Source organism: Pontibacter burrus, assembly GCF_010686685.1.
Lineage (GTDB): Bacteria > Bacteroidota > Bacteroidia > Cytophagales > Hymenobacteraceae > Pontibacter > Pontibacter burrus.
In genome coordinates, this window is record NZ_JAAGWD010000003.1 from 378,056 (window position 1) to 391,325 (window position 13,270).

10 protein-coding genes are annotated in these 13,270 nt (G+C 44.6%); 7 read left to right on the forward strand and 3 right to left on the reverse strand.

Translation table 11 applies throughout. The features are described 5' to 3' along the window. Positions 1–15 precede the first annotated feature (15 nt). On the reverse strand, positions 16–1,440 hold the full coding sequence (locus GXP69_RS09025; RefSeq protein ID WP_163914564.1) for a Glu/Leu/Phe/Val family dehydrogenase: 1,425 nt from the start codon (positions 1,438–1,440) through the stop codon (positions 16–18). Between the two features lie 289 nt (positions 1,441–1,729). On the opposite strand from GXP69_RS09025, the gene GXP69_RS09030 reads away from it, so the two are divergent. After that, a complete protein-coding gene (locus tag GXP69_RS09030) occupies positions 1,730–2,206 on the forward strand; it encodes a hypothetical protein (RefSeq protein WP_163914566.1) in 477 nt (158 codons plus the stop codon). A 90-nt stretch (positions 2,207–2,296) separates the two neighbouring features. On the opposite strand, the gene GXP69_RS09035 is transcribed toward GXP69_RS09030, so the two are convergent. Then, positions 2,297–2,896, reverse strand: a complete 600-nt coding sequence (locus GXP69_RS09035; protein WP_163914568.1) for an FKBP-type peptidyl-prolyl cis-trans isomerase — start codon at positions 2,894–2,896, stop codon at positions 2,297–2,299. Between the two features lie 122 nt (positions 2,897–3,018). Beyond that, a complete protein-coding gene (locus GXP69_RS19205; protein WP_262887425.1) occupies positions 3,019–3,150 on the reverse strand; it encodes a hypothetical protein in 132 nt (43 codons plus the stop codon). Between the two features lie 309 nt (positions 3,151–3,459). On the opposite strand from GXP69_RS19205, the gene GXP69_RS09040 reads away from it, so the two are divergent. From GXP69_RS09040 to GXP69_RS09065, 6 genes are all read left to right on the forward strand, one after another. Continuing rightward, positions 3,460–4,113: an RNA polymerase sigma-70 factor gene (locus tag GXP69_RS09040; RefSeq protein WP_163914570.1), complete on the forward strand. Its 654-nt coding sequence runs from the start codon at positions 3,460–3,462 to the stop codon at positions 4,111–4,113. 259 nt (positions 4,114–4,372) lie between these two features. Then, the gene (locus GXP69_RS09045; protein ID WP_163914572.1) at positions 4,373–5,371 is read left to right on the forward strand and encodes a FecR family protein; all 999 of its coding nucleotides are present in this window, start codon (positions 4,373–4,375) and stop codon (positions 5,369–5,371) included. Positions 5,372–5,422: 51 nt separating this feature from the next. Next, positions 5,423–9,058, forward strand: coding sequence for a SusC/RagA family TonB-linked outer membrane protein (locus tag GXP69_RS09050; protein WP_163914574.1), 3,636 nt, complete (start codon positions 5,423–5,425; stop codon positions 9,056–9,058). A gap of 18 nt (positions 9,059–9,076) precedes the next feature. Further along, positions 9,077–10,528 carry a RagB/SusD family nutrient uptake outer membrane protein gene (locus tag GXP69_RS09055; RefSeq protein WP_163914576.1) on the forward strand — a complete coding sequence of 484 codons (1,452 nt, stop codon included), beginning with the start codon at positions 9,077–9,079 and terminating at the stop codon, positions 10,526–10,528. Between the two features lie 27 nt (positions 10,529–10,555). Further along, the gene (locus GXP69_RS09060) at positions 10,556–11,896 is read left to right on the forward strand and encodes a zinc-binding metallopeptidase (protein WP_163914578.1); all 1,341 of its coding nucleotides are present in this window, start codon (positions 10,556–10,558) and stop codon (positions 11,894–11,896) included. Positions 11,897–11,929: 33 nt separating this feature from the next. Beyond that, the gene (locus GXP69_RS09065) at positions 11,930–13,261 is read left to right on the forward strand and encodes a DUF4302 domain-containing protein (RefSeq protein WP_163914580.1); all 1,332 of its coding nucleotides are present in this window, start codon (positions 11,930–11,932) and stop codon (positions 13,259–13,261) included. The last annotated feature ends 9 nt before the right edge of the window (positions 13,262–13,270 follow it).

The window sequence follows — 13,270 nt, forward strand, 5'->3', positions numbered from 1 at the left end:
CTATAGGCACTGCTCTTACGGGAATATTCCCAGCGCCTCGTAACTCACTCCAATTTTCTCAATAGCCGTCAGGAAGGCTGCAGTTCTCATATCTGTAATCCCTTTCTGCTTCATACTCTCCCTTATTTCGTGGTACGCATTTATCATCGTATCCTCCAGTCCCGAACGAACCAGGCTTACTTCATCTGCTCCCTGCGTTAAAAGTGCCCTTTCCTGCGCTGACATACTTTTACCTGATGAAGTCTCGATGGCATTCACCAATCTTCTGTAGCTTGCTTCATCGGCGCGCTTACCCATGCGGCCAAACCGGACATTAGAGAGGTTCTTGAGCCACTCGAAGTAGGATACAGTTACCCCTCCGGCGTTTAAGTACAGGTCCGGGATAAGCACGATCCCATTTGCCAGCAGTATTTCTTCGGCCTCTTTGGTAACTGGCCCATTGGCACCTTCAGCTATAATTTTTGCCTTAATACGGGGAGCGTTTTCTTTGTGTATCTGGTTTTCGAGGGCTGCAGGTATCAGAATGTCGCATTCCATCTCCATTAATTCTGCTGAATCCTCAATGTTACGGCAATTTTTAAAGTTAAGGATAGAGCCAGTTTCGTTGCGGTGTTTGAAAGCCTCTGCTACATCAATTCCATCGTTATTAAAGATACCGCCTTCCCGTTCTGCAATACCTGTTATAATAGCGCCGTCCTGCTGGCAAAAATAGGCTGCGTTATAACCGACATTACCAAGTCCTTGTACAATGATGCGCTTTCCTTCCATCGTGTTTCCGCTCAGGTTCTTGCCTTTTAGCAGTTCACTATCTGCAAGCATTTCCCGTATGCCAAAGTACACGCCAAGGCCAGTAGCTTCGGCACGGCCGCGTATACCGCCCTGTCCAACCGGTTTGCCCGTAACACACCCAAGTGCATTTGTTTCGCCATACTTCAGTGCCTGGTAGGTATCTGCTATCCATGCCATTTCGCGGCTGCCCGTCCCATAATCAGGAGCAGGTACGTCCATTCCCGGACCTATCAGGTTCTTTTTGATTAATTCGGCGGCATAGCGCCGGGTTACTCTTTCAAGCGTTTTTACAGAACTGGTACGAGGGTTGATTTTAACCCCGCCTTTTGCTCCCCCAAACGGAACATCTACTACTGCGCATTTAAAGGTCATGAGGGTAGCCAGTGCCTTTACTTCATCTTCATCAACCTGCATGCTAAACCGTATACCACCTTTAGAAGGCAGCTTGTGGTGGCTATGCTGCACGCGTATCCCTTCAAATACCTCAATATTCCCGTCAACTTCTACCGGAAAAGATACTTTATATACACTGTTGCATACTTTTATCTGGCTAAGGATACCCGAAGAGAGCCTGGAGTATCGGGCGGCATTATCAAAATACTGGTGTACACTTTGCAGGAACTTTGCTCCCTCGTTGTGATTATCAGCCATAGTTGTCACGGTTAGCTTAAACTCTATATATAATTGGTTTTAGAACGGTAGAACAAATCTTTTGTTCTGCTTAAGCTGGATGGGACTAAATATTGACAAAGTTTAATACTAAAATGCTACCTTAATGCGTTAACAATTATATAGTTAAAACAAGGAATACCTTAATCTATTATAAATTAGAGTTAATTAATTCTTGTTTTATAACTATTCTAAATGCATATTTGTGCAACATGCACATTACAGCATCTAATCGTTCCAGAATCAGTCAGACAAAAGTTTTAGCCAAGGTATGAACTATCCGAGTATGTTGGAGGAACGGCACTCCATCGCTACGCCTCACGATAATTTGCAACTGCCACGCAACCTGACAGTTTACTTCGATTATGAAAATCAGGTGCTGTATATAAAATGGGAGGGAAGTGTGAATACTCGGGAGTTTAGGGATGGTTATGTACATGTACTTCGGTTAGTACAGCTATATAAGCCAACTAAATGGGTACTGGACCTACAGAAACGGGATGGAATACAGAAGAAAGACCAGATCTGGGTCTTTAGACATATCTTCCCGAAAGTGTTGCGTCTGGTGCGGGAGGATGTATTTGTAGCAGTAATTTTACCGGTGAACCTTTACGAGAGCATACTGCACGACCTGGATGGCGATGATATGATATTTGAGGACAAAGTAATGCTGCTGCAACATTTTCTTTACCACGAAGAAGGCCTGCGCTGGCTGAACGAAATGCAGCAGGGCAGTGGTGTTGCCTGAGCAAACTATAGACAAACTATAATTATAAACCAGAAGGCCCGGCTAATCAATAGCCGGGCCTTCTGGTTTATAGTTCTGGAACCTATCTAGTTAGTGAACCGAGATAAGTTCTACATCAAAAATCAGTGTGCTGTTCGGCCCAATCACATCGCCTGCTCCCTGAGAGCCATAAGCCAGGTTCGAAGGAATATAAAGTCTCCACTTGGCACCTTCTTTCATTAACTGCAGGGCTTCTGTCCAACCGGCAATAACACCGTTAACCGGGAAAGTGGCAGGCTGACCACGTTCATATGATGAGTCGAAGGTTGTGCCATCTATCAGTGTGCCGTGGTAGTGCGTTGTTACTTTATCCGAAGCAGAAGGCGATTTACCAGAACCTTCATTCAGTACTTCGTACTGCAGGCCACTTGGCAGCGTTTTAACTCCTTCTTTATTTTTATTCTCAGCTAAAAAGGCTTCACCGGCTCTCTGGTTTTCAGATGCGGCTGCACCTTGCTTGGCACCCATTTCCTGCTGCAGCTGCATCATGGCTTCCTGTACTTCGTTCTGCGACAAAGCAGAAGGTTTGCCTTCAAGGGCTTCTTTCATACCTTTCACAAAAGCATCCGCGTTAACGTCAATACCTTGTTTTTTCAGATTGCCTGCCATGTCGCGGCCAATAATGTAGCTGATTTTCTCTTGTAATGTCATGTATAACGAGTGTTTGATTAAAGTGTAAAAGTATAGTTTATGTAAGTCTTAACCTAATGGGCTATTAAACGACAAAAGCGAACCCGGGGTCCGCTTTCACCTAAATTTTTATGATACTATGGTTACAGGTACATATGTACATCTTCTTCCGAAAGGTCAATATGCAGGTCGTGTGGAGTAAGCCAGCCTTTCATTAAATAGCCAAATGTTGTGCCTAGTAATAGTAACGAGGATATAGTTGAGAATCGCTTCATGACGGTGATTTATAAAGGGTTAAGATTACTCCTGTAAACGGGATAGAATTGTTAAGGTTGCTTATAGTTTGTGTTGGTTTAGTACAATTTTATGCTGAGCTATTATTTTGAGTTGTCTAGCAATGTGGGAAGGGTTTTGGCAACCTGATGCCAAGGTTAAACTATAGTAATTGGGCTGCTATTGTTGTTTGGGGCGCTATTATAGTTTTGTCTCTCAGTTTTTGATAAGATTCAGTTATCTGCTTGACATCCTGATTGTAAAAGCAGATATTTAGAAAATCTAATACAAAGAGCGTACATTTTCCGATAATGAATAAAAGGAGCCAGATAGATGCTTACGACGAAGAAGAGCTGGTTGCTGTTATACAAAGTGCAGATAAAGGTGCCTTTACACAACTATACGCTCAGTTTTACAAGAACCTGACCCTGACTGCCATTAAGTATGTGAAAGATATAAACATTGCAGAAGAGGTGGTACAGGATGTTTTCTTACGCCTCTGGGAAAGCCCCGACAAGTTAAGGAATGCCTCATCGCCTAAAGCGTATCTGTACCGTTCTGTCATCAATACTTCCATAAACCACCTGAACCGTGAGAAAAATATAAGGCAGCATCACCAGGTAATTACCGATGAACTTTCGGATAGTTATATCGATAACATTCATGAGGAACAGGAGCTCAAAATCTGGATCTATCAGGAGATCGATCGTTTGCCGGAACAATGCAAAAAGGTGTTTAAGATGAACCGTTTCGACGGGCTGAAATACAGGGAGATTGCGGAGCAACTACAGATCTCAGAAAGAACAGTTGAGAATCATATTATTCATGCCCTTAAAATTCTCCGAAAGCGCATGCTGATAGACCAGGATAAGCAGGTTGAAAGCAATAACATTCGTTTCAGGCTGCTGCCATTCCTGCTGCTGTGCAGTGCGGCTGAATATTATTTTGTATGCAACCCCAGATAACCCATAAACTATAGTTTTACTGGCTTATAGTTTTAATCCGTAGGCGCCTGCTCTTACTTTACTTATAGTTTGATTTTCGATACGGATTAAGTGGGTTAAACTTATATAAGGTTGTTAAGCTGTTATATTCTTATATTTTTGGTTTCTAAAGCCGGCTTATTACGAAGTTTACCAAAAAAAGTTCTCGACGGACTAGGGGGGAATGGGTTGTAATTTGTCTTAGTGGCGAGCTATAGATTAATAGCTACCAATTAAGGCCATGAAAGAGAGTTTTACAGAAGAGGAATACCTGAGAATTATTATCCGGCACCAGGATGATCCGGAAAACGATGTCCTTCAGGCAGAGGTGACACATCTGCGCGCAACGTCTCCCGATTTTGAGTTACTTTACCTACAGGTAAACGGCATCTGGCAGGTTTCAGGTTCTGCTGCTACACTACAACACATTGACTCAGAGCAGGCAGTTAAACGTTTTTCAAATAGACTTTCCTTTACTTCCCACGAGCATCCAAAGAGTGTAAACTCAGGCTGGAAGTGGTTGATGCGCGTAGCTGCCATTTTATTATTGGGTGTGGCAGGGTATGTCATTTATTATGCTGCCACGAATGTTACTTACATTACTACTGCTACACAAACAGCAACTATAGAAACAGTAGAATTACCCGATGGGTCCAAGGTCACACTGAACAGCAACAGCACTCTGCGCTACCCTGATAAACTCACCGGCGACACAAGGGAAGTATACCTACTGCATGGCACTGCTTTTTTTGATGTAGCCAGAAATACCGAAAAGCCATTTATAGTAAACATTGGCAATTCTACTGTAACTGTATTAGGGACTTCATTTAACATCGAAGTAAGCGGCGACATTATTGAACTGAATGTAGAGACTGGTCGCGTGGAATTTGAAGCCAGGGAAGGTGGAGAAAAAATGATACTCAATGCCGGGTCAGGCCTACTCTATAACACAGCACAACAAGCTACCAGAACCTTTGCTTCTGCAAACAGAAACAGTTCTTCCTGGCTATCAGGTACGTTGCGGTTCAAGGATGCCCCTCTGTCAGATGTTTTTGAAAGTATTGAGAACCACTTTGGAGTAACTATAGAGGTGATGCTGGACGACTCACTATCATCCTATAATAAACTCAATGCTTCTTTTGATGATAGCACATTGCAGGAGGTGCTGGATGTACTTACTGAATTATATCCGATACAGGTAACTCAGCAGGATAGTACACTCATTGTGCGTGATAAGTAAGCTTACAATCTTTTACCTATAATACTTTTATTACCAACCAACTAACCTTTTATGAGTAAAAAGTTCTACAAAAAACGGAAGCGGCTTATGGCTTCCTGCCTGTTGCTGCTTTTATTAAGCGGCCCAGGGTCTCCTGCCTTTGCAGAGCGGAATATGCAGCTTAAGACGGACGGACAGCTACAAAAGCTGAGTACTTTTCTCCAGAGTGCTGAGAAACAGTATAACGTTACCTTTGTTTACGATGCCGCCGAGATTAATCTTGATCTGATGGTGCCGGTAACGGACAGAGCGCAACCTATGGAAAAAGCCCTCAGCCACCTGACAGATCATAACATAGCTTATTCTATAGTTAAGAATAAAGTAGTTCTTAAAAAAGCGCCCCAGCCGGTAAGAGCAGTACAACAGGATACCAAAACTGTAACTGGTGTAGTGGCGCTGAAAGGCAACCCGGGACAGCAGGATCAGGCCATGCCAGGTGTAGTGGTAATGGAAAAAGGTACCTCTAACGGTACAGCTACTGATGTAAACGGTAAATTCAGCCTGAAAGTGAAGCAGGACGCCGTACTGGTAGTTTCTATGCTTGGTTATAAAGCCAAAGAGGTCAGTGTGGCAGGCGGAACTGTTTTTAACATTGTGCTGGAAGAAAATGCTAACGAACTGAGCGAAATTGTTGTTACTGGCTACCAGGATATCGACAAAAGACTCTTTACCGGTTCGTCTGCAACGCTGCAGGCAAGCGAAGTAAAAACCGAAGGTATTGTGGATGTAAGCCGTATGCTGGAAGGCCGCGTGGCTGGTGTATCGGTGCAGAACGTTTCCGGTACGTTTGGTGCAGCCCCTAAAGTGCGCGTACGTGGTGCCACTTCCATCTCCGGCGAAAACAAGCCCCTGTGGGTAATAGATGGAGTGATCCTGGAAGACATCGTTAATATCTCAAACGATCAGCTTTCAAGCGGGGACGCGACCACACTTATTGGCTCATCGGTTGCCGGTATCAACGCCGAAGATATCGAGAGCTTTAACATTCTGAAAGATGCGTCTGCTACTGCGCTTTATGGTGCAAGAGCCATGAACGGGGTAGTAGTAATCACAACCAAGAAAGGTCGTATTGGCAAGCCGGTGGTAACTTACTCTGGTAATTACTCTACCACCTTAAAGCCGTCTTACGATACTTACAACATCATGAACTCTGCCGACCAGATGTCGGTGTATTCAGAGCTCTTCCGTAAAGGCTTGCTGAACGGGAGCATCATGAACTCCATGCATGGTGGGGTGTTCGCTAAAATGTACCACGGGATCAACACCTATGATGAGACAAGTGGTAAGTTTGGTATTGAGAATACACCTGAAGGCAGAGCCGCATTCCTGAACAGATACGCACGCGTAAATACAGACTGGTTTGATCTGCTCTTCCGCAACTCGTTTGTACAGGAGCACTCGATCAGTGTATCTTCTGGTACTGATAAATCGCAGCATTATGTTTCAGGTAGTTTCTACAACGATAACGGCTGGACCGTTGCCGATAATGTGAAGCGCTATACCATGAACATGCGCGGCAACTATAACCTGTCAGATAGAGTAACCGCAGGTATCATCACAACAGGTTCTATCCGCGATCAGCGTGCGCCGGGTACACTTGGCAGAACAAGCAACGTGGTAGAGGGTAACTATACCCGCGATTTTGATATCAACCCGTTCAGCTACGCGCTTAACACAAGCCGTACACTGGCTGCCTACGACGAGTTTGGTAACCCTGAATACTTTACCAGAAACTATGCGCCCTTCAACATCCTGAACGAGCTGGAGAACAACTATATCGACCTGAACATGCTTGACCTGAAATTACAGGGAGAGCTGGGCATTAAACTGTTCAAAAACAAAAACCTGGAGTACAAGGCGCTGGGCTCTATCCGCTATGTGAAAACATCGCGTGAGCATATTATCACCGAGTATTCCAACATGGCCGAAGCGTACCGCTCGGCAGCTAACTCAACTATACGTAGTGCCAATATCTTCCTGTATAACAATCCGGACAGACCTTGGGAAGAAAAGCAGATCGTATTGCCAGAAGGAGGTTTCTATAACAGAAACGAGGATTTCCTAGTGAACTACTATGTCAGAAACACCTTAAACTGGAACAACACCTTCGATAACAGGCACATTGTAAATGTGCTGGCAGGGCAGGAAATAAAGTACGCCGACAGGCAGAATTCATACTTTAACGGTTACGGTTACCAGTACGATAAAGGTGGTATTCCTTTCACAGACTATAGAATCATCAAGCAGATGTTGGAAGGAAACTATAATTACTACGGTATGAATAAATTCTTTGACCGTTATGCCTCCTTCTTTACAAACGCCAGTTATTCTTACGATGGCAAGTATATTATTAACGGTACTGTTCGCTACGATGGCTCTAACCGAATGGGAGCTTCCAAAACGGCGCGTTGGTTACCAACCTGGACTATAAGCGGCGCCTGGAACGTAGACTCTGAGCCATTTATGCAGGGCATCTCGAACCTGGATTTTCTGAAACTGCGTGCTACTTATGGTTTAACTGCCAGCATGGGTAATGCTACAAACTCATCAGTAGTACTCCTGAACAGCTCTTCTCTGCGCCCAACTTTATCTGAAGTTGAACCGCGCATTGTGATCTCAAGCCTCGAGAACTCTGAGCTTACCTGGGAGAAGCAGTATGAGAAAAACATTGGTTTCGACCTCGGCTTACTGGGTAATGCAGTTAACTTCTCATTCGATGCATACCAACGTAACGGTTTCGACCTGATAGGTACCATCAGAACTTCTGGTATTGGTGGCCAGACCTCAAAGCAGGCCAACTATGCCGATATGGAATCTCATGGTTTGGAAGTAACACTGGGTAACCGTATTTACCAGGATCAGAACCTAACCTGGAGAACAAACCTGACCTTTGGTTACAACAAGAACAAGATCACAAACCTGAAAAACTTGCCAAGGATCTATGACCTGGTAATTCCGGAAGGTGGTGCATTTGAAGGTGGCGCTGTAAGAGGCTTATATTCTATCATTTTCACTGGCCTGAACCCGAATACCGGTACGCCTACCTTTATTAATGAGAATGGTGAAGTAAGCGGAAACGTTTATGTGCAAAGCACTGGTGGCACTGCGCACCTGAAATATGAAGGTTCTGTAGACCCAATTATGACCGGTGGTTTCTCTAATACTGTTACCTATAAGAATTTCACTTTCAATGCCTTCATGTCTTACCAGGGTGGTAACAAAATCAGGCTGAACCCTACCTTTAAAGCTGGCTATTCTGATGTGGATGCCATGCCGAAAGATTTCCTTGACAGATGGACACTGCCAGGTGACGAAGGCCAGGTAGATATTCCGGCAATTGCCGACTACTGGAACCGGTTCTCGATGAGCGGAACATATCCTTACAGCAACTATAACTATACCACTGCAAGGGTAGCGGATGGTTCTTTTGTGAGACTGAAGAGTGTATCGATGATGTACAGCATGCCGGAAAGAGTAACCAAAGCTATGGGCTTTAACAGTCTTTCTTTCAGCCTGGTGGGTACCAACCTGTGGCTCATCCATTCTGACAAGAAGCTGAAAGGACAGGATCCGGAACTCTACAGCTCAGGTGGTGTGGCCTTGCCAACACCTAAGCAGGTAACACTTTCTGTTAAAGTAGGGATTTAATAAAATATGAACTTCAATATGAAAAAATTAATAGCCTATATATGTCTCCCTGCTGCCATGCTTTTCAGCGGCTGTGAAGACTTTCTGGATGAAATGCCGGATCAGCGAACACAGCTGAACACGCCGGCTAAAGTATCGGAGCTGTTGGTTACAGCTTACCCGAGAGCAAATTACATTACGTTTGCAGAAGCCATGTCCGATAACGTGATCGACAACTATGGCAACTCCAATATTTACCCGATCAACACGAATCCGTTCTTCTGGCAAGATGTGGAAGAGCTTAACCAGGACTCTCCGAACTATTACTGGAACAACTGTTATGCTGCCATTGCTGCCGCTAACCAGGCACTTGAAGCCTGCCGTATGGCTGCAAATCCGAAGGAGTACGCAGCGCAGAAAGGGGAGGCGCTTGTAGCAAGAGCTTACGCTCACTTTATGCTGGTAACACTATATGCAAAGGCTTACGATCCGGCAACAGCTGCATCAGACCCAGGCATACCTTATGTAACAGAGCCTGAAACTGTAGTGCTGAAGCAGTATAACCGCAATACAGTTGCTTATGTGTATGAGCAGATCGAAAAAGACCTGATTGAGGGCTTGCCACTAATTAACGATAATGTGTATTCAGTACCGGCCTATCACTTTACGCGTAAGGCGGCGCATGCATTTGCTACCCGCTTTTACCTGTTTAAGCAGCAGCCTGAAAAAGTGATTGAGCATGCCAACCTGGCGTTCCCGAGCAACAACTTTGCAGGTTCTATGCGCCAGATCAACACTACACCTTATCAGACGATGACTTCATCTGAGTTGGCTCCGGCATATACCAGTCCGAACGAAAGCGCGAACCTGCTATTAGGTGAAACTACTTCGTGGTGGGGCCGCCGTTACCGCCAGTATCGCTATAACATGAACCAGGCAACCCTGAACCGTATTAAAGCGCCGCTGGGTATTAACCTTGCCTATAAGACCTACACTTCGGGCAATTCTTACTACATGATCAAGCATATTGAGCATTTTGTAAGAACAAGTATTAATGCCACTTCTGGTGTAGGCTATAACATGGTGCCATTGCTGACAACAGAAGAAGTACTGTTTAACCGTGCAGAGGCTTATACAATGCTGGGCCGTTATGATGAAGCCCTGGCAGATATGAATACCTTCCTGAAAGTGCGCGTGATGAACTATAACCAGAACACACATGGCCTTACGGAACAGCGCATCAAAACCTATTATAGTATTGATGATACAAAACAGGCATATATTAATGCTGTGCTGGATCTGAAGCGTGCTGAATTTGTGCAGGAAGGTATGAGATGGTTTGACATTCTGCGCCACAAGATTCCTGTTGTGCACATGACGAGCCAGTCGCTGGGTGGCGAAGTACATACCTTATCTGCGGACGATCCGCGCCGTGTGCTGCAAATACCACAGGATGCACTACGCGCTGGTATTGAGCCTAATCCAAGATAATTGTTTACCATTAGAAGGATAACAACAATGAAATTAAGACATATAAAAGTAGCTGCACTCTTACTGGCAGTAACATTTGTAACCGCCTGCTCTAAGGATGATGAGGATCTGAACAAGCCGATCCTGGGTTTGGGTGGTGACTCCTGGACGCATAGCGAACTGGATAAATGGCTTTATCAGAACTTTACGGTACCCTATAACATCGAAGTTAAATACCGATGGGATGGCTCTGAACTAGCACTGGACAGAACATTGGTTCCGGCTAAAGAGGAGAAGATCCAGCCGCTGATGGAAACCATGAAGCATGCCTGGATTGATGTGTACGAGGCGGAAGCCGGAGAGACGTTTGTAAAGCGTTTCGTGCCAAAGCAGTATGTGCTAGTAGGTAGCCCGCAGTACAATGCCAGTGGTACCATTACGCTTGGTGAAGCCGAAGGTGGCCGCAAGGTGACGCTATACCGTGTGAATCAGTTCGAGAAGAACAAACGCGAAATTGTTCAACCAATTTTAAAGACGATTCAGCACGAGTTTGCACACATCCTGCACCAGACTGTAATGTATCCGCCGGAGTATGAGCAGATAACCCCAATGGGTTACACTTCATCCTGGAACAACATTTCTGTGACAAACGCGCGCGAGAGTGGTTATATTTCCTCGTATGCGCAGGCAAGCCCTAACGAAGACTTTGTGGAGATGATTGCCATTATGTTAACTCAGGGTAAGACAGATTACGAAGCAATTATTGCTGGCATTTCAAACCCGGAAGCTGTTGCCGCGCTCAGAAAGAAAGAAGAGATCGTGGTTACTTACTTCAAACAGGTATGGAACATAGACTTCTATAAACTGCAGGCAAGAGCTGAACTGGCGCTGGAAGATATAGCTCCAAAGCCGGTTATTCCGCTTCATACGCAGTTTGGTTTTGGGAATATTTATAGCACCATGATGATAAACCCTGCTGGACAGTCTGACGACTTCCTTGAGAAGTATAATACTGCCGATGCCAATCTTAAAACTGCCGGAGGCCGGTATATTGAGTATATCAGGCTGATCGCTGAAGATAACAACCGCGTTACCTATCAGATCCGCTATATTAATCCTAGCAGTGGTTCTCCTTTTGTGGCGAATTTCATCTACAACATGTCAGTAGATAACAAAGGAGTGGCCAGCTTTACGATTGCTGAAGCACCTGCAGGGAATGCAAATACCTATAAAACTCATTTAGCTCCTCTTACAAACTATATAGAGCTGAATACCTTCAAGATTGAATGGAAAGATGGAAAGCCTGTGCTGGGTGCCACTGAGCAGTATGGTAAATTTACTGCTACAGGTAATCCTTCATCTTTCTTCTTTGGTCAGCTGGGCAATTAATTATCTGAGTTAAAAATTTTGATTATAAAGATCATGAAAAGAATTTACCTGTTTATGGTTCTGGTCGCTGGTTGTTTTCTGACTGGCTGCGAGAAAGACGATGCCCCGGTGCTGGATAATCCGGATGCACGTCTGAACCAGGTTTTGAGCGAATATAAATCCACATTGGTATCAGCTAAAAGTGGCTGGAAAGGTATTATTTACCCTGCAGGTGGCGGTGCATATGCATTTTACCTGCAGTTCGGTGAAGATGACCGTGTAACGATGCTGTCGGATTTTGATATGGGTACTGCGGATAAGGCAGCGACCAGTACGTATAGGTTAAAAGCCCTGCAGCGTCCAACGCTGATTTTCGATACCTACTCCTACATTCATTACCTTTCTGACCCTGATGAAAGTGTAAACGGCGGTACAAGAGGTGCGGGACTGAAGTCAGATTTCGAGTTTGCTATAAAGGAGGTTTCAGGTAACACTATAAAACTGGAAGGTACCTTTAACAAGAGCGAAATGGTACTTGTGAAAGCAACTGAAGCAGAAGCTGCTGCCTATCAGTCTGGTGAGCTGAAGAATATTATTAAGAACTCGGCCGAAGAAGTGAAGGGTAAGTTTTTATACCTGCTTCTGGATAATCAGAAGGTTCCGGTTATAGTTAGTGTGGCTAATAAAACACTAACGTTGCTGCACGTTGATGCAAATAACAAAATCGCTCAGATTAATGCCCCCTTCACTTTTGAGTCGGATGGGTTGTTGCTTCGTAAGCCTTTATCCTATGGGAATAACACGTTTGATAAGGTGTTCTGGGATGCTCAGAATAAGCAGTTTTATATCAACTTAAATGCAGCGCCACTTTATTTCAGTGTATCTCCGAGCCCGATCGAAATGGCGGTTAACCCTCCGTTGCATAGTGTATTAGGGAAGTCTTACACGTCGATGCAGATAAATGTAGCGAACCTGCCGGATCTGTCAGCAAATTTCAGGAATATCTATAATACCGCGAATGCAAGCTTAGGCACTTTTGGCGGAAGATACATTGAGTATATGACCATTCTGTTTAATGCTAACAACATGGTTACTTTCCAGATCAGGTACCGTAATCCGAGCCAGCCAACTTCATTCTATAACGCTAACTTCGAGTACAAAATGACATTGAGCCCGGAAGGCGTGGCTACTTTTGCCCTTGCCGCGGCGCCTGCTGGTAACGCGAACTCGATTAAGAACTATGTAGTAGCTTTAACAGATTACTTTGCTAATACACCGTTTAAGATCAGCTACATATCTGCCAGTGCGCCAACAGGTTCAACAGTAGGAGGCTTCATGAGTCAGACAAACCCTGAATCTTACTTCTATGGAGTGCTGATTCAATAGATGATAGTT

What these genes read in the sequence shown, in the direction of transcription:
- GXP69_RS09025 (WP_163914564.1), bottom strand. Translation starts at nt 1,440, where the DNA reads ATGGCTGATAATCACAACGAGGGAGCAAAGTTCCTGCAAAGTGTACAC.
- GXP69_RS09030 (WP_163914566.1), top strand. Translation starts at nt 1,730, where the DNA reads ATGAACTATCCGAGTATGTTGGAGGAACGGCACTCCATCGCTACGCCT.
- GXP69_RS09035 (WP_163914568.1), bottom strand. Translation starts at nt 2,896, where the DNA reads ATGACATTACAAGAGAAAATCAGCTACATTATTGGCCGCGACATGGCA.
- GXP69_RS19205 (WP_262887425.1), bottom strand. Translation starts at nt 3,150, where the DNA reads ATGAAGCGATTCTCAACTATATCCTCGTTACTATTACTAGGCACAACA.
- GXP69_RS09040 (WP_163914570.1), top strand. Translation starts at nt 3,460, where the DNA reads ATGAATAAAAGGAGCCAGATAGATGCTTACGACGAAGAAGAGCTGGTT.
- GXP69_RS09045 (WP_163914572.1), top strand. Translation starts at nt 4,373, where the DNA reads ATGAAAGAGAGTTTTACAGAAGAGGAATACCTGAGAATTATTATCCGG.
- GXP69_RS09050 (WP_163914574.1), top strand. Translation starts at nt 5,423, where the DNA reads ATGAGTAAAAAGTTCTACAAAAAACGGAAGCGGCTTATGGCTTCCTGC.
- GXP69_RS09055 (WP_163914576.1), top strand. Translation starts at nt 9,077, where the DNA reads ATGAAAAAATTAATAGCCTATATATGTCTCCCTGCTGCCATGCTTTTC.
- GXP69_RS09060 (WP_163914578.1), top strand. Translation starts at nt 10,556, where the DNA reads ATGAAATTAAGACATATAAAAGTAGCTGCACTCTTACTGGCAGTAACA.
- GXP69_RS09065 (WP_163914580.1), top strand. Translation starts at nt 11,930, where the DNA reads ATGAAAAGAATTTACCTGTTTATGGTTCTGGTCGCTGGTTGTTTTCTG.